The organism is Micromonospora sp. DT47, from assembly GCF_049844475.1.
Taxonomy (GTDB): Bacteria; Actinomycetota; Actinomycetes; order Mycobacteriales; family Micromonosporaceae; genus Micromonospora.
On sequence record NZ_JBNCLC010000011.1, the window covers coordinates 163,562 to 187,660 of the forward strand.

The 24,099-nt window shown below is 73.3% G+C and carries 25 protein-coding genes; 20 read left to right on the plus strand and 5 right to left on the minus strand.

Features of this window, described 5'->3' with window-relative positions; translation table 11 throughout:
• Window positions 1–6 precede the first annotated feature (6 nt).
• On the minus strand, window positions 7–486 hold the full coding sequence (locus ACLQ2U_RS19000; RefSeq protein WP_425752012.1) for an Lrp/AsnC family transcriptional regulator: 480 nt from the start codon (window positions 484–486) through the stop codon (window positions 7–9).
• Window positions 487–633: 147 nt separating this feature from the next.
• On the opposite strand from ACLQ2U_RS19000, the gene ACLQ2U_RS19005 reads away from it, so the two are divergent.
• The 11 genes from ACLQ2U_RS19005 to ACLQ2U_RS19055 are packed head-to-tail and all read left to right on the plus strand — an operon-like array spanning window position 634 to window position 11,171.
• Window positions 634–1,536, plus strand: a complete 903-nt coding sequence (locus tag ACLQ2U_RS19005; protein ID WP_425752013.1) for a tryptophan 2,3-dioxygenase — start codon at window positions 634–636, stop codon at window positions 1,534–1,536.
• A gap of 14 nt (window positions 1,537–1,550) precedes the next feature.
• Entirely contained in the window at window positions 1,551–2,828 is a 1,278-nt protein-coding gene (gene kynU / locus ACLQ2U_RS19010; protein WP_425752014.1) for a kynureninase, read from the plus strand.
• Window positions 2,825–4,162, plus strand: coding sequence for an FAD-dependent oxidoreductase (locus tag ACLQ2U_RS19015; RefSeq protein ID WP_425752015.1), 1,338 nt, complete (start codon window positions 2,825–2,827; stop codon window positions 4,160–4,162). Before kynU ends, ACLQ2U_RS19015 begins: the two co-directional genes overlap by 4 nt.
• A gap of 20 nt (window positions 4,163–4,182) precedes the next feature.
• Window positions 4,183–5,664, plus strand: coding sequence for a 2-hydroxymuconic semialdehyde dehydrogenase (locus ACLQ2U_RS19020; RefSeq protein ID WP_425752065.1), 1,482 nt, complete (start codon window positions 4,183–4,185; stop codon window positions 5,662–5,664).
• Complete coding sequence (locus ACLQ2U_RS19025) at window positions 5,661–6,452, plus strand: 2-keto-4-pentenoate hydratase (protein WP_425752016.1); 792 nt, start codon at window positions 5,661–5,663, stop codon at window positions 6,450–6,452. Before ACLQ2U_RS19020 ends, ACLQ2U_RS19025 begins: the two co-directional genes overlap by 4 nt.
• Entirely contained in the window at window positions 6,449–7,378 is a 930-nt protein-coding gene (locus tag ACLQ2U_RS19030; protein ID WP_425752017.1) for an acetaldehyde dehydrogenase (acetylating), read from the plus strand. The genes ACLQ2U_RS19025 and ACLQ2U_RS19030 overlap by 4 nt, the downstream gene beginning before the upstream one ends.
• Window positions 7,375–8,445: a 4-hydroxy-2-oxovalerate aldolase gene (dmpG, locus tag ACLQ2U_RS19035; protein WP_425752018.1), complete on the plus strand. Its 1,071-nt coding sequence runs from the start codon at window positions 7,375–7,377 to the stop codon at window positions 8,443–8,445. Before ACLQ2U_RS19030 ends, dmpG begins: the two co-directional genes overlap by 4 nt.
• Window positions 8,442–9,215: a 2-keto-4-pentenoate hydratase gene (locus ACLQ2U_RS19040; RefSeq protein WP_425752019.1), complete on the plus strand. Its 774-nt coding sequence runs from the start codon at window positions 8,442–8,444 to the stop codon at window positions 9,213–9,215. The genes dmpG and ACLQ2U_RS19040 overlap by 4 nt, the downstream gene beginning before the upstream one ends.
• A complete protein-coding gene (locus ACLQ2U_RS19045) occupies window positions 9,212–9,640 on the plus strand; it encodes a RidA family protein (protein ID WP_425752020.1) in 429 nt (142 codons plus the stop codon). The genes ACLQ2U_RS19040 and ACLQ2U_RS19045 overlap by 4 nt, the downstream gene beginning before the upstream one ends.
• Window positions 9,637–10,161 (plus strand): 3-hydroxyanthranilate 3,4-dioxygenase, encoded by a 525-nt coding sequence (locus ACLQ2U_RS19050; protein WP_425752022.1) that lies wholly within the window; start codon window positions 9,637–9,639, stop codon window positions 10,159–10,161. The genes ACLQ2U_RS19045 and ACLQ2U_RS19050 overlap by 4 nt, the downstream gene beginning before the upstream one ends.
• Window positions 10,161–11,171: an amidohydrolase family protein gene (locus ACLQ2U_RS19055; protein WP_425752023.1), complete on the plus strand. Its 1,011-nt coding sequence runs from the start codon at window positions 10,161–10,163 to the stop codon at window positions 11,169–11,171. Before ACLQ2U_RS19050 ends, ACLQ2U_RS19055 begins: the two co-directional genes overlap by 1 nt.
• Window positions 11,172–11,220: 49 nt before the next feature.
• Here the strand turns inward: ACLQ2U_RS19055 and ACLQ2U_RS19060 are convergent, their stop codons facing one another.
• Entirely contained in the window at window positions 11,221–12,969 is a 1,749-nt protein-coding gene (locus ACLQ2U_RS19060) for an FG-GAP-like repeat-containing protein (protein WP_425752024.1), read from the minus strand.
• 154 nt (window positions 12,970–13,123) lie between these two features.
• On the opposite strand from ACLQ2U_RS19060, the gene ACLQ2U_RS19065 reads away from it, so the two are divergent.
• The 5 genes from ACLQ2U_RS19065 to ACLQ2U_RS19085 all read left to right on the plus strand — a co-directional run bounded on the left by ACLQ2U_RS19065 (window position 13,124) and on the right by ACLQ2U_RS19085 (window position 16,043).
• The gene (locus ACLQ2U_RS19065; protein WP_425752025.1) at window positions 13,124–13,342 is read left to right on the plus strand and encodes a type II toxin-antitoxin system VapB family antitoxin; all 219 of its coding nucleotides are present in this window, start codon (window positions 13,124–13,126) and stop codon (window positions 13,340–13,342) included.
• Window positions 13,339–13,767 carry a PIN domain-containing protein gene (locus tag ACLQ2U_RS19070; RefSeq protein ID WP_425752026.1) on the plus strand — a complete coding sequence of 143 codons (429 nt, stop codon included), beginning with the start codon at window positions 13,339–13,341 and terminating at the stop codon, window positions 13,765–13,767. The genes ACLQ2U_RS19065 and ACLQ2U_RS19070 overlap by 4 nt, the downstream gene beginning before the upstream one ends.
• Before the next feature lie 60 nt (window positions 13,768–13,827).
• Window positions 13,828–15,291, plus strand: a complete 1,464-nt coding sequence (locus ACLQ2U_RS19075) for an amidase (RefSeq protein WP_425752027.1) — start codon at window positions 13,828–13,830, stop codon at window positions 15,289–15,291.
• A gap of 73 nt (window positions 15,292–15,364) precedes the next feature.
• Window positions 15,365–15,649 carry a hypothetical protein gene (locus tag ACLQ2U_RS19080; RefSeq protein ID WP_425752066.1) on the plus strand — a complete coding sequence of 95 codons (285 nt, stop codon included), beginning with the start codon at window positions 15,365–15,367 and terminating at the stop codon, window positions 15,647–15,649.
• The gene (locus ACLQ2U_RS19085) at window positions 15,636–16,043 is read left to right on the plus strand and encodes a DUF5130 family protein (protein WP_425752028.1); all 408 of its coding nucleotides are present in this window, start codon (window positions 15,636–15,638) and stop codon (window positions 16,041–16,043) included. Before ACLQ2U_RS19080 ends, ACLQ2U_RS19085 begins: the two co-directional genes overlap by 14 nt.
• 166 nt (window positions 16,044–16,209) lie before the next feature.
• Here ACLQ2U_RS19085 and pepN read toward each other — a convergent pair whose 3' ends face one another.
• On the minus strand, window positions 16,210–18,756 hold the full coding sequence (gene pepN / locus ACLQ2U_RS19090) for an aminopeptidase N (RefSeq protein ID WP_425752029.1): 2,547 nt from the start codon (window positions 18,754–18,756) through the stop codon (window positions 16,210–16,212).
• 226 nt (window positions 18,757–18,982) lie between these two features.
• Between pepN and ACLQ2U_RS19095 the strand changes: the two genes are divergently transcribed.
• The 4 genes from ACLQ2U_RS19095 to ACLQ2U_RS19110 all read left to right on the plus strand — a co-directional run bounded on the left by ACLQ2U_RS19095 (window position 18,983) and on the right by ACLQ2U_RS19110 (window position 22,365).
• The gene (locus ACLQ2U_RS19095) at window positions 18,983–19,606 is read left to right on the plus strand and encodes a disulfide bond formation protein DsbA (RefSeq protein WP_425752031.1); all 624 of its coding nucleotides are present in this window, start codon (window positions 18,983–18,985) and stop codon (window positions 19,604–19,606) included.
• A 579-nt stretch (window positions 19,607–20,185) separates the two neighbouring features.
• Entirely contained in the window at window positions 20,186–20,554 is a 369-nt protein-coding gene (locus ACLQ2U_RS19100) for a hypothetical protein (protein WP_425752032.1), read from the plus strand.
• Window positions 20,555–20,623: 69 nt separating this feature from the next.
• Window positions 20,624–21,826: a DUF1015 family protein gene (locus ACLQ2U_RS19105; RefSeq protein WP_425752033.1), complete on the plus strand. Its 1,203-nt coding sequence runs from the start codon at window positions 20,624–20,626 to the stop codon at window positions 21,824–21,826.
• 71 nt (window positions 21,827–21,897) lie between these two features.
• Window positions 21,898–22,365 (plus strand): ribose-5-phosphate isomerase, encoded by a 468-nt coding sequence (locus ACLQ2U_RS19110; RefSeq protein WP_425752035.1) that lies wholly within the window; start codon window positions 21,898–21,900, stop codon window positions 22,363–22,365.
• 42 nt (window positions 22,366–22,407) lie between these two features.
• Here the strand turns inward: ACLQ2U_RS19110 and ACLQ2U_RS19115 are convergent, their stop codons facing one another.
• Both ACLQ2U_RS19115 and ACLQ2U_RS19120 read right to left on the minus strand, forming a co-directional pair.
• A complete protein-coding gene (locus ACLQ2U_RS19115; protein ID WP_425752036.1) occupies window positions 22,408–22,740 on the minus strand; it encodes a hypothetical protein in 333 nt (110 codons plus the stop codon).
• Window positions 22,741–22,785: 45 nt separating this feature from the next.
• On the minus strand, window positions 22,786–24,018 hold the full coding sequence (locus ACLQ2U_RS19120; protein ID WP_425752037.1) for a GNAT family N-acetyltransferase: 1,233 nt from the start codon (window positions 24,016–24,018) through the stop codon (window positions 22,786–22,788).
• Window positions 24,019–24,099: the final 81 nt, after the last annotated feature.

The following is a 24,099-nucleotide window of genomic DNA, read 5'->3' on the forward strand; positions in this document are numbered from 1 at the left end:
GCGGGCTCAGCGGCGGCGGGCGCCGGGGGCAGTTGGCCGGGCGGGCGGGGGCGGCAGCGGGCCGACCGGGTGCCAGTCCAGCGGGGTGGAGAGAACCATGGTGCTGGACGGCTGCCCGTACGGGGCGAGCCGGTCGATGACCGCCTCGAACTCCTCGATCGACCCGGCGGCCACCTTGAGCATGCTGCACGCGTCGCCGGTGATCCGGTGGATCTCCCGGATCTCCGGCCAGCCGGCCACTTCGGGGTCGTGCAGGATGCAGCGCGGGCCGTAGCAGGACATCCGGATCAGCGCGACCACGCTGCGGCCGGCCCGGGTCAGGTCCACGTGGGCGTGGTAGCCGGTGATGACGCCGGACTCCTCCAGCCGGCGGACCCGCTCGGCCACCGCCGGCGGGGACAGGTGCACCCGGCGGGAGAGCTCGCTGAACGACAGCCGCGCGTCGGCCTGCAGCTCGCGCAGCAGCGCCCAGTCCATGTCGTCCACGCGTGGACCTTACCTTCCTGAAGCCGATCCGGATAAGCGCCTTCCGAGTCGAAGGTGATGACCCCGGAGTGCCGTCGAATCGGCATTCCGTACGCCGCTGCCGCCGCGGGATCATGTCGTCACCCTGTTCATGGAGGAGACGAAAAGGTGGAGCAGACCGACCTGCGGGCACCCGCGCTGACCGCGGCGGTGCGCCCGGCCACCCCGCAGCAGCGGGCCGCGCGGGCGGCCCGCAACGGTGGCGAGCCGACGCTGGAGTTCGCCGAACGGGTGCCGTACGACGCGTACGTGCACGCCAGCACCCTGCACACGTTGCAGCAGCCGGTCAGCTCCGACCCGGGCGAGATGTCCTTCCTGATGGTCAGCCAGATCATGGAGCTGTACTTCGGGCTGACCTGCCACGAGCTGCGCCAGGCCCAGCGGGACCTGCGCGCCGACCGGGTCTGGGAGGCCCTCGCGCCGCTGCGCCGGGCCGCGCTGCACCTGGAGGGGCTCAACGCCGCCTGGCGCGGGCTGCGCTGGATGACACCGGCCGACTTCAACCGGTTCCGCAACCTGCTCGGCGAGGGCTCCGGCTTCCAGTCCGCGATGTACCGGCACCTGGAGTTCCTGCTCGGCCTGCGCGACCCGGCGCTGATCCGCCCGTTCCGCCGGCATGAGCAGGTGTACGACGAGCTGTGCGCCACCCTCGCCGCGCCGAGCCTCTGGGACGACGTGATCGCCCTGCTCGCCCGCCGCGGCGCCCACCTCCCCGCCGAGCTGCTCGACCGGGACGTCGCCGTCGAGCACGCGGCGCACCCGCTGGTCGAGGCGGCCTGGGTGGAGATCTACGGCGACGACGGGCCGGACAACCACCTGCGGCTGCTCGGCGAGGCGCTCACCGAGGTGGCCGAGCAGTTCGGCGACTGGCGGTGGAACCACGTGAAGGCGGTGCAGCGCACGATGGGCGCGAAGGTGGGCAGCGGCGGCTCCGCCGGTCTGGCCTGGTTGCAGCGCAGCATGGCCCGGGTGGTCTTCCCGGAGCTGTGGTCGGCCCGGACCGCGATGTGACCGGAGGCCGACCGATGACCCTCGCCGAGCAGGACGCCCACCGCCTCGACAAGGCCGACCCCGGGCACCGCCACCTGTTCCACGTGCCGCCCGCCGACGGCGGCCGCTACCCCGAGGCCGCCTACCTGGCCGGCAACTCGCTCGGGTTGCAGCCCCGGGCCACCCGGGACGAACTCCTCGCCGACCTGGACGCCTGGCGCCGGCTCGGGGTGGAGGGGCACCTGGAGGCGGAGCGGCCGTGGCTGCCGTACCACGAGTTCTTGACCGCGCCGGCCGCGCGACTGGTCGGTGCGCTGCCGGCGGAGACCGTGGTGATGAACTCCCTCACGGTCAACCTGCACCTGCTGATGGTCAGCTTCTACCGCCCGGCGGGGGAGCGGACCCGGATCGTCATCGAGGACAGCGCCTTCCCCTCGGACAGCTACGCGGTGCGCAGCCAGGCCCGCTTCCACGGCCTCGACCCGGACGACACCGTGGTCCGACTGACGCCGCGTGCCGGCGAGGAGACCCTGCGTACGGAGGACGTGCTGGCCTACCTGACAACCGAGGGTGGGAAGGCCGCGCTGGTACTGCTCGGCGGGGTCAACTACCTCACCGGCGAGCTGATGGACATCCCGGCGATCACCGCCGCCGGCCGGGCCGCCGGGGCCGTGGTCGGGTGGGACCTGGCGCACGCCGTCGGCAACGTGCCGCTGGCGCTGCACGACTGGGACGTGGACTTCGCCGCCTGGTGTTCGTACAAGTACCTCAACTCGGGCCCGGGGGCGCTGGCCGGGGTATTCGTCCACGAGCGACACCTGGGCGATCCGCGCCTGCCCCGCTTCGAGGGCTGGTGGAGCACCGAGGCGGCGACCCGGTTCGAGATGACCCCGACCTCCCGGCCGCCGGCCACCGTGGAGGCCTGGCAGATCTCCAACCCGCCGATCTTCGCGATGGGCCCGGTGCGGACCTCGCTGGAACTCTTCGACTCCGTCGGCATGCCGGCGCTGCGGGAGCGCAGCGTCCGGCTCACCGGTTACCTGGAACGGCTGCTCGACGAGGTCACCGCCGACCGGCCGCTGACCGTGGTCACCCCGCGCGACCCCGACCGGCGCGGCTGCCAGCTCTCGGTGCGGATCGGTGCCGGCAGCGCGAGTGAGCTGAGCAAGCGGCTGCGGCACGAGCACGGCGTGATCGCCGACGCCCGGGAGCCGGACGTCGTCCGGTTCGCCCCGGTGCCGCTCTATTCGACGTACCACGACTGCTGGCGGGTCGCGGACGCGCTGGCCGCGACGGTGGAGATGCACTCATGAACGCGGAACGGGACGAGATCGCGGTGGTCGGGGCCGGGCTGGCCGGCTGCCTGCTGGCCTGCTTCCTGGCCCGGCGCGGCTACTCGGTGGCGCTCTACGAGCGGCGACCGGACCCGCGCACCGGGAAGGCGGAGCGGGGTCGCTCGATCAACCTGGCGCTCTCCGAGCGGGGTCTGGACGCGCTGCGCCGGATCGGGCTGGACGAGCAGGTCATGGCGGACGCGCTGCCGATGCGTGGCCGGATGATCCACCCGGTGGAGGGGGAGCCGCAGTTCCAGTCGTACAGCGTCTCCGGTGACCGGGCGATCAACTCGATCAGCCGGGGGGCGCTGAACAACGCGCTGCTCACCGCCGCCGACTCGCTGCCCGGGGTGCGGATCGCCTTCGACCACCGGCTGGTCGGGCTCGACCCGACCACCGGTGAGATGACCTTTGAGACGTCGCAGGGCAAGGTCGTGGCGGCCGCGTCGGTCGTCCTCGGCGCCGACGGTGCCGGCTCCGCCGTGCGCGGGCAACTCCTCGGGTGCGGGGTGCTGACCGAGAGCCTGGACTTCCTCGACTACGGCTACAAGGAGCTGACCATCCCGCCGGTCGGCGGGGACTTCGCCCTTGACCCGTCGGCGCTGCACATCTGGCCGCGCGGCACCTCGATGATGATCGCGCTGCCCAACCCGGACCGCTCCTTCACCTGCACGCTCTTCTGGCCCACCCACGGCACCGCCAGCTTCGCCTCGCTGGGCAGCCCGGCGGCGATCGAGCAGCATTTCGCCGCCCACTACCCGGACCTGATCCCGCTCGCCCCGAATCTGGTCGACGACTACCAGCACAACCCGGTCGGCGTGCTCGGCACGGTCCGCTGCGCGCCCTGGCAGGTCGACGGTCGGGTGGGGCTGCTCGGCGACGCCGCGCACGCGATCGTGCCGTTCTACGGCCAGGGCGCGAACTGCGCCTTCGAGGACGTGGTGGAGCTGGACCGCTGCCTCGACGAGTGCGCCGACGACTGGTCCGCCGCGCTGCCGCTCTACCAGCGGCGTCGGCAGGCCAACGCCGAGGCGATCGCCCGGATGGCGCTGGCCAACTTCGTGGAGATGCGGGACAAGGTTGCCTCCCCGCTGTTCCGGGCCGGGAAGCGGATCGAACACGCCCTGGAACGGGCGCTGCCCGGCCGGTACGTTTCCCGGTACGAGCTGGTGTCCTTCTCCATCACCCCGTACGACGAGGTGCGTCGCCGGGTGCGCCGGCAGCACCGCGCGCTCGGCGCGGTGGCGCTCGGCGCGGCGGCGCTGCTGGCCGGCACGGTCGGCACCCTGATCAGCCGAGGGAGGCGTGGATGACGCTCTGGGATTCCCGGCTGATGGCCGGGCACGCGCCGGACGGGCCGGGACTGCTGCGCAACTTCGTCGGCGGCGGGTTCGTCGACGCCGGGCGGCGGTTCACCAAGCGCAGCCCGGTGACCGGCGAGCCGGTCTTCGAGGTGGCCGAGGCCTCTTCGTCCGTCGTCGACGACGCGGTCGGCGCCGCCCGGGCCGCGCTGCGCGGCCCGTGGGGCCGGATGGGGGAGCGGGAGCGGGCCGAGGTGCTCCGCCGGGTCGCCGACGAGCTGGAGCACCGCTTCGACGACCTGGTCACCGCCGAGGTGGCCGACACCGGCAAGGCCATCTCGCAGGCCCGGACGCTGGACATCCCGCGCGGTGCGGCCAACTTCCGGGCGTTCGCCGAGATCGTGGCGACCGCGCCGACCGAGTCGTTCACCACGGTCACCCCGACCGGCGGCCGCGCGCTCAACTACGCGGTCCGCAAGCCGGTCGGCGTGGTCGCCGTCATCGTGCCGTGGAACCTGCCGCTGCTGCTCCTCACCTGGAAGGTCGCCCCGGCCCTGGCCTGCGGCAACGCCGTGGTGGTGAAGCCCAGCGAGGAGACCCCGGCCTCGGCGACGCTGCTCGCCGAGGTGATGGCCGCCGCCGGCGTGCCCGACGGGGTGTTCAACCTGGTGCACGGCTTCGGCCCGGACTCGGCCGGCGAGTTCCTCACCCGGCACCCGGGCGTCGACGCGATCACCTTCACCGGGGAGTCGGCCACCGGCAGCGCCATCATGCGGGCCGCGGCGGACGGGGTGAAGGCGGTCTCCTTCGAGCTCGGCGGCAAGAACGCCGGGCTGGTCTTCGCCGACGCCGACCTGGACGCGGCGGTCGCCGGCTCGGTCCGGTCCAGCTTCACCAACGGCGGCCAGGTCTGCCTCTGCACCGAGCGGATCTACGTGCAGCGCCCGGTCTTCGAGGAGTTCACCGCCCGGCTGGCGAAGCGGGCCGACGAGTTGGCGTACGGCTGGCCGGCCGACGAGGCCACGGTCAACATGCCGCTGATCTCGCACACCCACCGGGACAAGGTGCGCGGGCACTACGACCTGGCCCGCGCCGAGGGCGCCGAGGTGCTGGCGGGTGGCGGGGTGCCCACCTTCGGCGACGCCCGCGACGGCGGCGCGTACGTGCAGCCGACCGTGCTCACCGGGCTCGGGCCGGACGCCCGGACCAACCGCGAGGAGATCTTCGGGCCGGTCGTGCACGTCGCGCCCTTCGACGACGAGGACGAGGCGTACGCCCTGGCCAACGGCACCGAGTACGGCTTGGCGGCGACGGTCTGGACCCGGGACGTCGGCCGGGCGCACCGGGCCGGCTCCCGGTTGGACGCCGGCATCGTCTGGGTCAACACCTGGTTCCTGCGCGACCTGCGCACCCCGTTCGGCGGGGTGAAGGCCTCCGGCATCGGCCGGGAGGGCGGCGTGCACTCGCTGGGCTTCTACTCCGAACTCACCAACGTCTGCGTGGACCTTTCATGATCGATATTGAGTCGGCGGCTCGGGAGCTGACCGAGGCCCGGGAGAGCGGGAAGCCCTGCCCGCCGCTGCGCGGGCGGCTGCTGCCGGAGGGGGACGTCGATTCGGCGTACCGGGTGCAGCAGCTCCAGGCTCAGGCCCGGTGGGACCGGGGCGAGCGTCGGGTGGGCGCGAAGATCGGGCTGACCTCCCGGGCCGTGCAGGAGAGCTTCAAGGTCTTCCAGCCGGACTTCGGGGTGCTGACCGACGTCATGGCGGTCGGCGACGGGGTCGAGGTGGCGATCGACCGGCTGCTGCAGCCGCGGGTGGAGGCGGAGATCGCCTTCGTGCTCGGCGCGGACCTGACCGACGAGCGGGTCACCACCGTCGACCTGATCCGGGCGGTCGACCACGTCCTCCCGGCGATCGAGATCGTGGACTCGCGGATCGCCGGCTGGGACATCTCGATCGTGGACACCGTCGCCGACAACGCCTCCAGCGGGCTCTTCGTGCTCGGCACCACGCCGCGCCGGCTGGCCGACGTGGACCTGCGGCTGTGCGGGATGGTCTTGGAGCACGCCGGCGAGCCGGTCTCGGTCGGCGCCGGGGCCGCCTGCCTGGGCAACCCCCTGCACGCGCTGGAGTGGCTGGCCGGCACCATGGCCCGCGCCGGCGACCCGCTGCGCGCCGGGGACGTGGTGCTCTCCGGCGCGCTCGGCCCGATGGTGCCGGTGACCCCGGGCGCCGCGTACGAGGCCCGGATCTCCGGGCTCGGCTCGGTGCGGACCTGCTTCGGAAAGGACAGCGAGTGACCACCGGTGTGGCGGTGATCGGTTCCGGCAACATCGGGACCGACCTGATGATCAAGGTGTTGCGGCTGAGCGACAGCCTGCGGATGGTGGCCATGGCCGGCATCGACCCGGAGTCGGACGGCCTGGCCCGGGCCCGCCGGCTCGGCGTGGCCACCACCGCCGAGGGTGTGGACGGCCTGGTGGCGATGCCCGAGTTCGCCGACGTCGAGCTGGTCTTCGACGCCACCTCGGCCGGCGCGCACCGGCACCACGACACGGTGCTGCGGGCGCACGGGCGAACCGTGGTCGACCTGACCCCGGCCGCCGTCGGTCCGTACGTGGTGCCGCCGGTCAACCTGGACGAGCATTTGCACGAGAGCAACGTCAACATGGTGACCTGTGGCGGCCAGGCGACCGTGCCGATCGTCGCCGCCGTCGGCCGGGTCACCCCGGTGGCGTACGGGGAGATCGTCGCCTCGATCGCCTCGAAGTCGGCCGGTCCGGGCACCCGGGCCAACATCGACGAGTTCACCGAGACCACCGCCCGGGCCATCGAGGTGGTCGGCGGCGCGGAGCGCGGCAAGGCGATCATCGTGCTCAACCCGGCCGACCCGCCGCTGCTGATGCGGGACACCGTCTACTGCCTCTGCCCGGACGCCGACGCCGACCCGGCGGCCATCGCCGCCTCGGTCGCGGACATGGTGGCGACCGTGCAGGAGTACGTCCCCGGCTACCGGCTCAAGCAGGACGTGCAGTTCGACCGAGTCGACGCCTACGTGCCGTCGCTCGGCCGGCACCTCACCGGGTTGCAGGTCTCGGTCTTCCTGGAGGTCTCCGGCGCCGGGCACTACCTGCCGGCGTACGCCGGGAACCTGGACATCATGACCTCGGCCGCGCTGCGCACCGCCGAGCGCCTGGTGGCCCTGCGTTCGGAGGTGGCGGCATGACCGACCTGTACATCCAGGACGTGACGCTGCGCGACGGCATGCACGCCATCGCCCACCGGTACACCGTCGACCAGGTCCGTACCATCGCCGCCGCGCTCGACGCGGCCGGCGTGGCCGCGATCGAGGTGGCGCACGGCGACGGCCTGGCCGGATCGAGCGTCAACTACGGACACGGCGCGGCCAGCGACGCTGACTGGATCTCGGCGGCCGCGGAGGTGATGACCACCGCGAAGCTGACCACGCTGCTGCTGCCCGGGATCGGCACCATCGCCGACCTGAAGGCGGCGAAGGCGCTCGGGGTGACCAGCGTCCGGATCGCCACCCACTGCACCGAGGCGGACATCTCCGCCCAGCACATCTCCTGGGCCCGGGAGAACGGCATGGACGTCTCCGGCTTCCTGATGATGTCGCACATGAACGACCCGGCCGGGCTGGCCGCCCAGGCCAGGCTGATGGAGTCGTACGGGGCGCACTGCGTCTACGTCACCGACTCCGGCGGCCGGCTGCTGATGTCCGACGTGGCCGAGCGGGTCGACGCGTACCGGCAGGTGCTGGAGCCGGAGACCCAGATCGGCATCCACGCGCACCACAACCTGTCGCTCGGGGTGGCCAACAGCGTGGTCGCCGTCGAGCACGGCCGGATCCTCGGCGACGCGCCGGTCGGCGCCGACGCGGCGCACGGCCGGACGGTCCGGGTGGACGCCTCGTTGGCAGGGATGGGCGCCGGGGCCGGCAACGCGCCGCTGGAGGTCTTCGTGGCGGTCGCCGAGCTGCACGGCTGGAAGCACGGCTGCGACGTGTTCGCGCTGATGGACGCGGCCGACGACGTGGTCCGGCCGTTGCAGGACCGGCCGGTCCAGGTCGACCGGGAGACGCTCTCCCTGGGGTACGCGGGCGTCTACTCCAGCTTCCTGCGGCACGCCGAACGCGCGTCCGCGAAGTACGGCGTGGACGTCCGCTCGATCCTGGTCGAGCTGGGGCGGCGCCGGATGGTCGGCGGCCAGGAGGACATGATCGTGGACGTGGCGCTGGACCTGGCCGGTCGCCGCGAGGAGGAGGCAGCGTGATCGGGCCGGACACCGCGGGGATCGCCGAGCGGCTGGGCAGGGCGGCCGACGCCGCCACCGCAATCCCGCAGCTCGCCGCCGAGGCCGGCCTGGACGTCGACGCCGCGTACGCGGTGCAGACCGCGCTGATCCAGCGCCGGCTGGACCGGGGGGAGCGGCTGGTCGGGCTGAAGATGGGGCTGACCAGCAAGGCGAAGATGGCCCAGGTCGACGTGGACGAGGTGATCTGGGGCCGGCTCACCGACGTGATGCGGGTGCCCGACGGCGGCATGGTCGACGTCGCGGACTTCATCCACCCCCGGGTCGAGCCGGAGGTGGCGTTCCTGCTGGACCGGCTCCCCGAGCCCAGCGAGCCGGTCGGCCGCTTCGCCGACGCGGTCCGCGCGGTCGCCCCGGCGATCGAGCTGATCGACTCCCGGTACGCGAACTTCACCTTCTCCCTGCCGGACGTGGTCGCCGACAACACCTCGGCCGCGGCGTTCGTGGTCGGGCCGTGGTCGCCGGTGCCGGACGGGCTGGACAACCTCGGCGTGCTACTCGAGATCGACGGCCGGATCGCCCAGGTCGGCTCGACGGCGGCGATCCTGGGCGACCCGCGCCGGGCGCTCGACGAGGGCATCCGGCTGGCGGGCCGGCACGGGGTCCGGCTCCGCGAGGGCTGGGTCTTCCTGGCCGGTGCCGCCACCGCTGCCGTCCCGCTGCGTCCCGGCGCCCACGTCCGTGCCGTGGTGGAGAAGCTTGGCACCGCTTCGCTGCGAGCCTCCGGATGACCGCCGGTCCGGGGGTCGTGGCGGGGAAGGCCGTGCCGCGCGGGGCGTTTCCGCACGTCAAGGTCGCGGGCGGGTTCGTCTTCGTCTCGGGTACGTCGTCCCGCCGGCCGGACAACACCTTCGCCGGCGCCTCGGCGGACGAGTTCGGGACGGTGTCCCTGGACATCCGGGTGCAGACCCGGGCGGTCATCGAGAACGTCCGTGACCTGCTGCGCTCCGTCGGCGCCGACCTCGCCGACCTGGTCCAGGTCACCACTTACCTGGTCAACATGAACGACTTCGGTGGCTACAACGAGGTCTGGGCGGAGTTCTTCGACGCCACCGGGCCCACTCGGACCACCGTTGCGGTGCACCAGCTGCCGCATCCCCATCTGCTGATCGAGATCCAAGCCGTCGCCCTGCTCCCACAAGGAGGTCAGTCGTGAGTGAGATCGCCGAGCCGTTCAGCTTTCCCGGGTGGGTCGCCGAGAATCAGCACCTGCTGAAGCCGCCGGTCGGCAACAAGGAGATGTTGCCGGGCAGCGACGACTTCATCGTGATGGTGGTGGGCGGGCCAAACCAGCGCACCGACTTCCACGTCGACCCGTACGAGGAGTTCTTCTACCAGGTCAAGGGCAACATGCACGTCAACCTGATGACCCCGGAGGGGCCGCGTACGGTGCACGTGCGCGAGGGTCAGATGTGGATGCTGCCGCGCAACACCCCGCACTCGCCGCAGCGGCCGGAGGCCGGCTCGATCGGCATGGTCGTCGAGCGGGTCCGCGAGGAGGGCACGCTGGAGAAGTTCCAGTGGTACTGCCCGGAGTGCGATCACAAGGTGCACGAGGTGGAGCTCCAGGTCCGTGACATCGCCGCCGACCTGCCCCCGGTCTTTCAGGCGTTCTACGCCGACGAGAAGGCGCGCACCTGCGACAACTGCGGCGCGCTGCACCCGGGCAAGGGCTGATGCCCGGACCGGTCGTCGACGTGCACACGCACGTCGTACCCAAGGGGTGGCCGGACCTCGCCGCGGCGTGCGGCGGGTCCGGCTGGCCCTGGCTGCGGGTGGACTCCGAACGCGCGGCCATGATCATGGTGGGTGAGACGGAGTTCCGGCCGGTCGGCGCCGAGTGCTGGGACGCGCGAACCCGGCTGGCCGACATGGCGGCCGATGGCGTGGACATGCAGGTGGTGTCGCCGACCCCGGTCTTCTTCTCCTACGACCGCCCGGCCGACCAGGCGGTCAAGGTGGCCCGGATCTTCAACGACCTCACCCTGGAGGTCACCGCGGCCGGCGGTGACCGGCTGGTGCCGTTCTGCCAGGTCCCGTTGCAGGACCCGGACGCCGCCTGCGCCGAGCTGGACCGCTGCCTGGCTGCCGGACACGTCGGGGTGGAGATCGGCAACCACGTCGGCGACCGGGATCTGGACGACGCCGGCATCGTGCAGTTCCTGACCCACTGCGCCGAGGTCGGCGCGCCGGTCTTCGTGCACCCGTGGGACATGCCCGGCGGGCCCCGGCTGGACCGGTGGATGGCCCGCTGGCTCACCGGCATGCCGGCCGAGACGCACCTGTCGGTGCTGGCGCTGATCCTCGGCGGGGTCTTCGACCGGGTGCCCGACACGCTGCGGATCTGCTTCGCGCACGGCGGTGGCAGCTTCCCGTTCTGGCTGGGCCGCGCCGACAACGCCTGGCACCGCCGCGGCGACCTGGTCCGCGGCGCCTCCACCGCGCCGCCCAGCTCCTACACCGATCGGTTCTGCGTCGACTCGGTTGTCTTCGCGCCGGCCGCGCTGCGGCTGCTGGTGGACACGATGGGCGTGGACCGGGTGCTGGTCGGCAGCGACTACCCGTACCCGCTGGGGGAGCGGCCGGTCGGGCGGGTGGTGCACGAGTCCGACTTCCTCACCGACGACCAGCGCGACAAGCTCCTGTCCCGCAACGCCCTGCGCTTCCTCGGGAGTCCCCGCCCCTGATTCGCGGGGCCCCCCGAGGACGGTCAGCGGGTCGGCCGGCTGGGGCCGGTCAGCTCATCCGCAGGATCCCCGACCAGCCACCGGTGCCGACCGTGCTCGCGGGGCCGAGCCCGTCGTCCGTGCCGAGGTGCAGGAGGAGATCGCCGGAGCCGGTCGTCGCCCACAGGTCCGCACGGCCGTCGCCGTTCGCGTCTCCGGGTGACGTGACGAGCGGACGATCCGCCGTCGACCAGGTGCCCGCGCTCGCCGGCTGCCTCGGCGCCAGCCCGGTGCCGCCCGCGTTCCGGTAGAGCCAGAGCTGTCCCGTGCTCCGGTCCCGCGCCCACAGGTCGACCCGTCCGTCGCCGTCCACGTCGCCGGGGACCAGCACGTCGAGATTCACCCACTCGGCGCCACCGATGTGCAGGGGCGTCGAGGTGGAGACGGCGGGCTTCGTCGCGGGGGCACCAGCGTGCAGCCAGAGCCCGGTGCTCGACCGGGCCAGCAGGTCCGGGTAGCCGTCTCCGGTGAAGTCACCGGACAGCGCGAGCTGGTTCGTGGTGCTCCAGCCACTCGGCCGGCCGCCCATCGCCACCCGGCTGCCGAGCGCGCCGCTGCCGCTGTTCGGGTAGACCCACAGGTTGTCGCCGATCTTGGCCACCACGTCCTCACGGCCGTCCCCGGTCCAGTCGCCGCGGTGCCCGACCAGCGCGTCCGTCCAGCCGCTGGTGCCCACACCGCGGTACGGGTTCAGCAGTCCCCCGTCCCCGAGGCCCGGGTAGAGCCGCAGGGCCCCGGCGGCGTCCACGGCCACAGAGTCCACCCGGCCATCGTCGGTGAGGTCCCCGGCGACCCCGGAGCCAGGGCGGGTCTCGAACCAGGCGGCGCCCCGGAGGAGCAGGTGGTCGGAGAGGCCGGGCTCCACCGCGTCGCCGCGTACGGTGTGGAAGTCCTGCGCGGAGAGGAAGATGTCGTCGAACTTCTTCGGGATGCCGCCCACGATGGCGGTCGGTTCGCCACTGGGGCAGACGGCCACCCCGGCGTCGACGCAGTCCTGCGTGAAGTACTCCCGGTCATTCTCGTCGACCTCGGCGAAGGGTCCCGTGCCAGGAAGGCCGGCGCGGACCGGGTCGAGCGCGGGTGACGTCGGCACCTCGTTCATGTCCGCGCCGATAATCACCGGCAGTCCAGCGGCCCACCGATCGACGTACCCCATCATCTCCGCCGAGCCGTTGTCCGGCTCAATGTACTGGGCGAGGTGGGCGCTGCAGGCGAGGGTGGCACGACCGTCGAGGACGGCACGCGCGCAGAGCACCGCGCGCGACGCCTGCCCGGCGGGGACGGTCAGGTTGGCCACGTACCGGTCGGCCGCCGGCGCCTTGACGAACACACCAAGACCAAAGCGGTCGTCCCCGGAGCCGTCCCACTTGGCGCACCCGCTGGCGGTCTGGGTGCTGGTCCAGACGGCCTGGTAGCCGAGGTCGCGCAGGGCGCTCCGCAGCCCGATCCACTGCCCGATGCACAACTCCTGCAGCATCACCGCGTCGGCGTCCCACGCCGTGACCTGTTGCCGCATGGCCCCGAGCCAACTGGCCGTGTCGAGCGGACTCTGGCACACGACGTAGGCGCCGCAGACGTTGTAGCTGATGCTGCGCACCGACGGCGCGGTCGACGGGTCAACCACGTCGGCCCGCGCCGGAGCGCCACCGACGAGCGCCGCCGAAACCATGAACGTCGTCAGCGTCCCGGCGAGTGCGGCTCGCCACCGTCGTTGCCAGCTATTCGTCACCACGTCCCCCGGTCCTGAATGATTACGCATCGGCCGGACGGTAGTCGTCGATGAACGCGGGCGCTGTCCGTCGATGGCGCGTGGCTCCAGCGGCGGCACGGCGGCCGCCTTTTCGGCGGCAACGCCCTGCGCTTCCTCGGGACATTGGGTATATAAGAACGCCGGCACGATATACACTCGGTCCGTGAAGACTGTTATCGATCTTGACGATGAGCTGCTCGAACGGGCCCGCCGCGAGCTGGGCACCAAGAGCAAGAAGGACACCATCCACGCCGCTCTCCGGCTGGTGGCGGAACGCAGCGAACGGCTCGAGGCGGTACGCGAGCTGCTGGCCGTCGACCGCGACTGGACCGGCATCCTGAACGACGACAAGACGCCCCAGAGTCAGCAGGATGCGGCGTGACCGTCGCGGGCGGCCTGTACCTGATCGACACGTCGGCGTGGGCCCGCATGCGGCAACCGGTGGTGCACAAGCGACTGTCGGCGATTCTCGAGGAGGGCATGGCCGCGACGTGCCTGCCGTTGGACCTCGAAGATGGGCGAAGCGCTCGCGGCTTCCGCGACGCGATGACCATCCGTGCCCGCCGCGCTCAGCTCATGGTGGACCTGCCCGTCACCGCTGCTGTCTCGACGCGGGCGCGTGACCTTCAACTGGCGCTTACCGCACGGGGTCACCATCGCGCCGCCAGCCCGGTCGACGTCACCGTCGCGGCCGTTGCCGCTGAGTATTCGGCGATCGTGATGCACTACGACCGTGACTTCGACCTGCTGACCGAGGTGGGTGGCCCTCGTTCAGAGTGGGTCGCGCCACCCGGCACCCTCTCCTGAGGCCGGACTCCGGTCGTGTCGGCGCGGCGGTTGCCGCCCCGAAGGGGGCAGGATGACGGGATGGCCGAGCCGCACGACCTGACCGCGCTGGAGCAGGCCGCCGCGATCGCCCGCAGCGAGCTGTCCAGCGTGGAGCTGGTCGCGCACCACCTCGACCGGGTCGACGCGCTCGGCGACGCGCTCGGCGCGTTCGTCACCGTCACCGCCGAGCGGGCGCTGGCCGCCGCCCGGGCCGCCGACGCGGTGCCGGCCGACCAGCGGGGCCCGTTGCACGGCGTACCGACCGCGATCAAGGACCTCACCCTCACCGCCGGGGTACGCACCACCTTCGGCTCGGCCGCGTTCGCCGACTTCGTCCCGCCGGTCGACGCCGACGTGGTCCGGCTGATGACCGCGGCCGGCCTGGTCAGCCTCGGCAAGACCACCACCTCCGAGCTGGGCTGCTCGCTCTACTCGGAAGGGCTGGTCGCGCCGCCGGCGCGCAACCCGTGGGACCTGGCGTACACCGCCGGTGGCTCCAGCGGCGGCGCGGCGGCCGCGGTGGCGGGCGGCCTGGTGCCGGTCGCGCAGGGTTCCGACGGCGGCGGCTCGCTGCGCATCCCCGCCTCCCTCTGCGGCCTGGTCGGCTACAAGCCCAGCCGTGGCCTGGTCTCCGGCGGCCCGCTCGGCTTCGGCGCGTTCGGCCTGCCCACCAACGGCCCGATCGGGCGTACCGTCGCCGACGTCGCCGCGCTGCTCGACGTGCTGGCGGAGCCGGTGCCCGGCGAGCCCTACCTGCCGCCACCCCGCCCCGAGGGCGGTCACCTCGGCGCCGCCCGCCGGGCCGCGCCGGGGCGGCTGCGGATCGGCCGGTTCACCGCCCCGATGCTCGCCGACGAGCCGGTCCACCCGGACTGCGTCGCCGCCGTGGACCGGGCCGCCGCGCTGCTCACCGCCGCCGGCCACGAGGTGGTCGAGGTCGACCCCCCGCTCGGCCCCGCGGCGTGGCCGCTCTTCGAAACGGTCTGGTACGTCCTGGCGCTCGCCCCGGTGCCGCCGGAGCGGGAGGCCCAGCTGCTGCCGCTGACCCGGCTGCTGCGGTCCCGGGGCGCCGCCGTGTCCGCCGGCACGCTGGTGGCCACCCTGGGCGAGCTGCAGGCCCAGGTGCGCCTCGGCGCCCGCCGTACCGCCGAGTGCGACCTGCTGCTCTGCCCCACCCTCGCGGTGCCGCAGGCGCCGGTCGGCTGGTTCATCGTGGACGGGGATCCGGCCGCCGATTTCGACCGGCAGCGGCGGTTCTCGCCGTACTGCGCCATCTTCAACGTGACGGGGGAACCGTCCGTCTCGCTGCCGATCGGGCGGACCGCGACGGACCTGCCCGTCGGGGTGCTGCTGACCGGTCGGTACGGCGACGACGCCCGACTGCTCGGCACCGCAGCGCAACTGGAACACTGCAGTGACGGATGGGATCGGCACCCCGCAATCTGGCGGGGCGTCGACTCCGCTAACGTGAATGGCAGCGGAGTCGGGGGGTCGGCACCATGATCCGTCCACCCGAACCGGATGTTCTGGTCTCTCTTTCCGCCTGGGGGCGTTGGGATTGTCTGTCACCGAGACGTTGCTGATCTTCGTCGGCATCCCGGCGGCCGTGGTGCTGGTGATCGCCGGTCTGGTGTTCGCCGGTAACCGTGGCGGCGGCGGCGGCGCCAAGCGCTACCGGCCGGGTCGTCGCTTCGACTTCACCCCGGTCTGGTTCCTGGGCCGTCCGGAGCAGCTGGCCGACTCGGCCGGCACCGCCCTGGCCGCGGGCGCGCAGGCGCCGGCGCTGACCAGCCACAAGCTTGAAAAGGCCGGCGTCGAGGCGCCGGCCGGTGGAACCGGAGGCGCAAGTGACCGTTGGTGAGACGCAGACCGGGACGGGCACCCCGCCCGACGTGCTGGACGGGCCGTTCTCGACCCGCCAGCTGCTGCGCATCGACGAGGCGCTCCGCCTGGCCGACCAGAGCACCGGCCTGGTCTTCTCGGTCTATGTGGGCGGCCTCGACGAGCCGATCCGGGAGCACGCCGAGCGGCTGCACCGCCAGCTCGCCGAGCCCGACAAGTCCGTGCTGATCGCGGTGTCGCCCAACCAGCGCCAGCTGGAGGTGATCACCGGCCGGTACGCCCGCAAGCGCATCCCGGACACGTACGCCAAGCTCGCCGCGCTGAGCATGGTGGCGTCCTTCGGCGGCGGCGACCTGGCCGGCGGCATCATCCAGGGCCTCGACCAGCTCGCCAGCCACGCCGGCAAGGGCTGAGCCCCTTCACGTACGACGAAGCCCGGCCCGCGGTACCCGCGAGCCGGGCTTCGTCGTGTCCGGAGCGTGCCCGGGTCCCCGCCTGATCGCCGACATGGATGCGTACGTGGCCCCGGGGCCGGCGTGGACTTCCGTCCACGCCGACCCCGGGCCGGGTGCTTCCTGGTCAGGCGCTCTGGGCGTCCCTGGCGCGGGCCTTCAGCGCGCGGACCACGCCGTCGCGGCCCTCGGCGACCAGCCGGCGCAGCGACGGCGGGTGGCCGTCGCCGGCCAGCCACGCGTCGGTGGCCGCCACGGTCTCCTCCTCGACCAGGTAGGCCGGGTAGGCCAGCTGCACGAACTCCTGCGCCGGCTCGCTGTCCCGCTGCGCCCAGACCTGGGCCACCGTGGCGAAGTACTTCTCCCGGTACGGCGCGGTGAGCTCCACCTGCGTCGGGTGGGTGAAGCCCTGCAGCAGCGCCCGGTTGCGCCAGTTGGGCAGCGCCTCCGGGCCGGTCAGCTCCGCCCAGACCGCCGCCTTGTTCTCCGCGGTCGGGACCAGCGCGTGCGCGTACGCGGCCTCCCGCTCGCCGCTGGCCGTCCGGTCGCCGGCCAGCTCGGCCTCGATCTCGGCCGCGCCGGCCGCCCCGTTGGCCACCAGCGACTGGAGGATCGACCAACGCAGCTCGGTGTCGACGGTCAGCCCGGCCGGCACGTCGGCGCCGTCCAGCCAGCCGCGCAGGGTCGCCAGGTCCTCCTCGGAGCGGGCCGCCGAGATGTACGCCCGGGCCCAGGCGAGCTGGAAGCCGCTGCCCGGCTCGGCGTTCGCCAGCGCGTCCTTCGCGGTCCGGGCCAGCTCCGCCCAGCCGGTCGGCGCCCAGGCCGGGTCGGCGTAGAAGATGAGCGTCGTGCTCGCCTGTCGCAGGGTGGCGGTGACCAGGTTGATGTCCGTCTCCGCCGGCAGGCCGGCCAGCGCGAGCGCGCCGTAGTCGCGGGCCGACAGTTCGGCGTCACGGACCATGTCCCAGGCGGCGGTCCAGCACAGCGCCCGGGCCAGCGACGACTCGAAGCCGGCGATGTGCTGCACGACGGTCGCCATCGAGCGCTCGTCGAGGCGCAGCTTGGTGTAGGTCAGGTCGTCGTCGTTGAGCAGCAGCACGTCGGCGGCCGGCTTGCCGTGCAGCGCCGACAGCTCGGTCTGCTCGCCCGTGAGGTCCACTTCGACCCGCTCCCGGCGGACCAGCCGGCCGTCGGTGAGGTCGTACAGGCCTACGCCGATCCGGTGGGTACGCAGCGTCGGGTGCTCGGCCGGGGCCTCCTGGCGGATCAGCACCCGCTGGTAGGCGCCGTCGTCGCCGATCGTCACCTCGGGACGCAGCGTGTTGACCTGCGCGGTCTCCAGCCACTGGGCGGCGAACTTGCGCAGCTCCCGGCCGGAGGCCGCCTCCAGTTCGGAGAGCAGGTCGTCGAAGGTGGCGTTGCCCCAGGCGTGCTTGCCGAAGTACGCCCGCAGGCCGGCCAGGAACGGCTCCTCGCCGACGTACGCGACGAGCTGCTTGAGCACGCTGGCGCCCTTGGCGTACGTGATGCCGTCGAAGTTGACCTCGACCGCCTCCAGGTCCGGCATCTCGCAGTAGACCGGGTGGGTGGAGGAGAGCTGGTCCTGCCGGTAACCCCAGTTCTTCCGGATCGACAGGAAGGTCGTCCACGCCTCGGAGAACCGGGTGGCGTGGGTGTTGCACCAGTGGCTGGCCCACTCGGCGAACGACTCGTTCAGCCACAGGTCGTTCCACCAGCGCATGGTGACCAGGTCACCGAACCACATGTGCGCCAGCTCGTGCAGGATCGTGTTGGCCCGCTGCTCGTACTCGAAGTCGGTGACCTGGGAGCGGAAGATGTAGTGCGACTCGGCGTGCGTGACGCAGCCGAAGTTCTCCATCGCGCCGGCGTTGAAGTCCGGCACCCAGAGCTGGTCGTACTTCGGCAGCGGGTAGCGCACCCCGAACTGCTCGTGGAAGAAGTCGAAGCCCTGCTTGGTGATGAGGAACAGGTCGTCCGAGTCCATGTACCGCGCCATCGAGGCCCGGCAGAACACGCCCAGGTCGATGCCGTCGTGGCTGTCCCGCACCTCGTGGTACGGCCCGGCGCAGAGCGCGGTGATGTAGGTGCTCATCCGCGCGGACTCGGCGAAGTGGACGGTCTTCAGCCCCTCGCCGGCCGGCTCCTCGCGCTCCACCGGCATGTTGGAGACCACCCGCCAGTGGTCCGGGACGGTGGCGTGCCAGGTGTAGACGCTCTTCAGGTCGGGCTGGTCGAAGCAGGCGAAGACCCTCTGCGCGTCGGCCGTCTCGAACTGGCTGTAGAGGTAGGTCTCCCCGTCGACCGGGTCCACCGTGCGGTGCAGGCCCTGCCCGCTGTTGGAGTACGCGAAGTCCGCGTCCACGACCAGCGTGTTCTCCGCCGCCAGGCCGGTCAGCTTCAGGCCCTTCTCGGCCGACCAGTCGGAGAGGTCGAGCTCGGCGCCGTTCAGCGTCGCCGAGCGCACCGACTCGGCGGCCGTCTCGATGAAGGTGCCGGCGCCCGGCTCGGTGCAGCGGAACCGGACCTCGGTCACCGACCGGAACGTGCGGCCCTCGGCCTGCACGGCGGTGGACAGGTCCAGGCTGATGTCGTACCCGGTGACCTCGAGCAGGCGGGCCCGCTCGGTGGCCTCGACCTGGGTCAGGTTGCGCACTCCCGGCACTGTTCGTCTCCATCCCACTCTCGCCGCCTCACGACGGCGCCAGCCCCGCCGGCCGCTCGTGGCGGTCGGCCCGAGCCGAGTCTTCCATGCACCGACGCCCCGCGGTGGTCGAGGTCACGCTCTCATTCCGCTACCGGTCGATGCCCTCCGGGGTGAGGATCGGAGGTAGAGGCGCCGGCACCCTGCCGGCGCATGCCCGTCGCGAAGGGACCGCACCGTGACCGAGCGTGTCGCCGTTGACATGTGGTTCGACCCGATCTGCCCGTGGGCGTGGATCACCTCCCGTTGGCTGCTGGAGGTCGAGAAGGTCCGGGAGGTGGACATCCGCTTCCACGTGATGAGCCTGTCGGTGCTCAACGAGGGCCGGGACCTGCCCGAGCAGTACCAGGAGCTGATGCGGACCGGCTGGGGCCCGGTGCGCATCTGCATCGCCGTCGAGCAGAAGCACGGCCAGGAGGCCGTCGCGAAGCTCTACACCGCGCTGGGCAACCGGATCCACCTGGGCCAGGAGAAGCTCGGCCCCGAGCTGTACGCCGCGGCGCTCGCCGACGCCGGCCTGGACCCGGCGCTCGCGGAGGCCGCCGACTCCACCGGGTACGACGAGGCGCTGCGGGCCAGCCACGAGGCCGGGATGCGGCCGGTCGGCACCGACGTCGGCACCCCGGTCATCCACGCCCCGGGCCCGGACGGCGGCGCCATCGCCTTCTTCGGCCCGGTCATCACCCCGGCGCCCAGGGGCGAGGCCGCCGGCAAGCTCTGGGACGGTGTCCTGCTGGTCGCCGGCACCCCGGGCTTCTACGAGCTCAAGCGTTCCCGCGAGCTCGGCCCGATCTTCGACTGACCGGCCACCGCCGCTCCGGGCCGTCGCTCGCCGACGATGGCCCGGAGCGGCCACACCGGGCTCCGGGCCGGGGTGGTGCTGCTCGGCCCCGGCACGGGCCAGGTCCCCAACGCCGCCAATCCTGTTGTCGCGGCCCTTTCGAGCATGACGTACACGACTCACCGGGTTTGGCCCGACAGGCGGCCCTCACGACGGCTGCCCGCCGGGCGGCGCTGCCCGCCGGGCGGCGCTCCCGGCAGACGGGGGCTGCCAGCGCGGCTCCGCCCGCCGGCCGGCCCCGTCCGGGTTCCGGTCGGGACCCTGTGGGCGCACCAGGTCCGGTGGCGGCTGAGTCGTCTACGACATCAGCTCCAAAGCGTCCGGCCACCAGGGGTGACCCGCCGGCGGGTCGTCGGGTGGCCGACGCCCGCATGCCGGGTCGACAGCCCTGGCGGGTGACCAGCCCGGCCGCGGGGCCCGGCCGCGGGGCCCGGCCCGGTGGCAGCCGGGCGTCACCCTCCCGGTGGCGGGTTCGTTTCTCCCGGTGTCCCCGTAGCGGCCCGCCGCGGTCGCATCCGGCCGACCCGGAGGCTCTTCCCGATGGCCAAGCACCGCCGTCCGCCCGCCGACGACCTGCCGACCGCCGACCACCTGCCGAACGCTCGCGATCTGCCGGCCATCGACGGTCTGCCGAGCGGCGAGGAGGCGGTGGACGCCGCCGCGTACTGGTCGGTCGACGACTGCCGCTGGCCGGCGGTCCGCCCCAGCCTTCCCGACCACATGGTCGACCTGCTCGCGCCGCCGATCGTGGTCGGCGTGGCCCGGGTCCCGGTCACCTCCCGCGCCACCCCGCCCGGCGCCCGCCCCGGTCGGCCGCTGCCGCCGGCCGGCGCCGCGTCGGCACGGCGGCCCGCGCCCGGCCCGGCCGGACAGCACCGGCCGACCAGGGAGCCGGCCGAGCGGGGCTGACCGGTTCATCTGGTGGACCCGCGCGGTGTCGGTGTCGTCCGGGCCTCCGCCGCCGGTAGCGTCACCGGCATGACGGTCGTGCATCCGATCGCCCGGGCCTGGATCACCACTGGCGGCACCGGCGCGCAGAACTACGACGAGTTCGCCGACGACGCGGAGATCACTGCGATCATCGAGGCGAACCCGCACAGTGCCCTCGGCATCGAGATGCCCCACCGGGCGCCGGAGAGCCTCGGCAAGTCCTTCCTCGACGCGCTCCCCGACGCGGTGGCCCGCCTCGCCGAGGCCAAGGCCGACGGCAGCTACACCCCGGCCGAGCAGGTCGTCGTGCTCTACCGGATCAGCGCGCCGGGCGAGGAGCCGGCGTACGGGCTGTTCGCCATGGTCGACACCGACCAGATCTCCACCAGCGCCGACCAGCCCGGCCTGGTCATCCGCAACGAGGACGTCTTCATCGCCAAGGTGCGGGAGCGGGTCGCCCTGACCGAGGCGCTGGGGCACCTGCTCTCACCCGTACTCCTGCTCCAGACCGGGCGGGGCGACGAGCTGCACGCCGCGCTCGCGGCGGCGACCGAGTCGGCGGGCGCGCCGGCCGCGACCGACACCGACCAGTCCGGGCGGACGCACGCCATCTGGCTGCTCGGCCCCGGCCCCGAGCAGGACGAGCTGACCGCGCTCGCCGGCGGCGGCGAGCTGGTGGTCGCCGATGGCAACCACCGCAGCCTCGCCGCCCAGACCGGTGGCCTGCCCCGCTTCCTGTCGGTGATCACCACCCCGGCCTCGGTGGCCATCCAGCCCTACAACCGGCTGGTCAGCGAGCTGACCACCACGCCGGAGGAGCTGCTCGACCGGCTCCGCGCCGCCGGTGCGGAGATCACCGAAATCAACGGCCCGGTCGAGGTCCCGGCGGCCGGCGGCACCGTGCACCTCCGCCTCGCCGGCCAGGGGTACGCGGTCACCCTGCCGCACGACGAGGGCACCGGACGGCTGGAGAACCTCGACCACGCCCTGGTCGAGCGGCTGCTGCTGCGCGACGCGCTCGGCCTCGACCCGGGTGACAAGCGGATCACCTACGTCGGCGGCGACTACCCGGCGAGCTGGCTCGGCGGCGAGGTCGATGCTGGCCGGGCCGAGCTGGCCGTCCTGGTCGCCCCGGTGACCGTGGACGACTTCGTCGCGGTGAACCTGGCCCGGGAGAAGATGCCCCGCAAGAGCACCTGGTTCACCCCGAAGGCACGCGGTGGCCTGGTCGTCGCCGAGCTGTCCCGCTGAGGCTGTGACGAATCCGCCCCGGCACGCGGCCCCCGCGGCGTGCCGGGGCACGGCCTGACAGACTGCGCGGTATGCGCGTCTACCTGGGATCCGACCACGCCGGTTTCGAGTTGAAGGTGCACCTGGCCAACCATCTGGCCAAGCAGGGGTACGAGCTGGTCGACGTCGGCCCGCACGCCTTCGACCCCGACGACGACTACCCGGCCTTCTGCCTGCACACCGGCGACCGGGTGGTCAACGACCCGGGCAGCCTCGGGGTGGTCATCGGCGGGTCCGGCAACGGCGAGCAGATCGCCGCGAACAAGGTCGCCGGCGTCCGGGCCGCGCTCGCCTGGAACATCGAGACCGCCCAGCTGGGCCGGGAGCACAACGACGCCAACATCGTGGCCGTCGGCGCCCGCCAGCACACCCTGGACGAGGCGACCGCGATCGTCGAGGCGTTCCTCACCACCCCGTTCTCCGGCAACGAGCGGCACTCCCGCCGGATCGCCCAGGTGGCCGAGTACGAGCGCACCCGCCAGCTGCCCGACCTGCCCTGACCGCGTGACCGGGCCGGCCCGTCCCGGGGCCGGCCTGCCGGTTCAGCGGCCCGAGCGGGGCAGGTCCTCGCGGGGCACCCAGTTGCGCCGGACGATCACCAGGCGGGCCTCGGCCTCGGCCAGGTCCTCGTCGGTCGGTCGGGCGGCGTCCCGGGCGCGCAGCGCCGCGCTGATCCCCACCTGCGAGGAGCCGGAGCCGACCAGGCCCCGCAGCCCCCGCTCACCCTCGTCCGCCCCGGAGCCGCCGCGCCTCGCCCGGGGCGCGGGCATCCCGTCGTGCACCTCGGCCGTGGCGGCCGTCGGGCCGTCGTCGTTCCCGGCCGGCCCGTCGGGTTGGTGCCGCAGCCGGCGTCGCCGTCGCTCCGCATCCGCCATCAGCCGACCGTACCGCCCCGGACGCCGCCCGGGTCGGCACGGCGGTCAGAAGACCTCCATCGCGGCCGGGGCGCGGTGCCAGCCGAAGGCCGGGCCGGCGGCGGCCAGCGCACCGGGACGCAGCTCGCGCACCCGGCCGGCGGCGGCCAGCGCGGTCAGCCCGGCGCCGCCGAGGTAGAGCTCGCCGAGGCAGCGTACGTCGCAGGCCAGCTCCGCGATGTCGTCGGTGCGCAGGCAGGTGGCGCCCTCGGGTCCGCCGGTGAGCCGCCACCGGCCGGTGTTCTCCGGCAGCAGCGGGTCGGCAACCTCGATCACCACGTCGACGGCGGTGGCGTACCGGCGGGCGGCCAGCGCGGCCGGGACGTCGACCACCCGTACCCAGAGCGCGTCGACCAGCTGGGCGCCGAGCCGGCGCGGCTCGTCGACCAGGCGCAGCAGCGGCTCGTCCACCGTGCCCCGGAAGTAGGAGAGCCGCCGGGTCAGGTCGATCGAGAGCAGGGTCCGCCAGATCGCCAGGTACGCCTCCGGGGTCGCCGCCACCACCTCGTCGACCCGGACCTGCCCCTTCGGGCCGGCGGCGTCCCAGTCCTGGGCGGTCCGGAAGAGCGCGTACCCGTCCAGGCCGTCCGGCCCGTCGTGCCGCAGCACCCGGCGGGCGGTCGCGCCACCGCGCTGGCCGGCGGGGTCGCTGAGCACGTACCGCCACCAGCGCTCGTCCCGGCTGGACCAGCCGGGGCGGTCGGGGCGCAGCCGGTCGTACAGCCGGGCCAGCTCGAGCTGGCACGCGGCCGGCTGGTCCAGCCGGAGCGTGCCCGCCGCGGACGCCGGCTCCGGCAGCCGCAGCTCGGTGGTGGCCGCGCAGTCCATGGTCAGCCGCTGGGCGGCCAGGCCGTAGCCGAACCGCGGGTAGATCCGCCCCTCGCTGGCCCAGAGCACCGCCACCGGTTCGCGGCCGGCGTCGTGGATCTCCCGGAGCTGGTGCCGCATCAGCGTGGTGAGCAGCCCGCGGCGGCGGTGCGTGGCCGCCACCGCGACCGCCGTCACGTGCGCGGCCGGCACCGTGGCACCGGGCACGCTCAGCGCCCGGGTGTACGCCGCGGCGTGCGCCACCAGGGCGCCGCCGTCCCGCACCAGCAGGGCCCGCTCCAGCTCGAAGACCCCCCGCTCGACCTCCCGGGCCTCCGGGTCGGGCGGGGAGTGGAATGCGTCACCGATCAACTCGGCGATCTCGTCGTAGTCCTCCGGCCCGGGCACCCGCGCGAGTGTGGCGTCGGTCATCGCACCTGTCTAGCCGATCGCCGCGCGGGGCGGCGACCCATTTGCCGGCTGGCTACCCTCGAAGCTGGCGGGTCGGCCGAG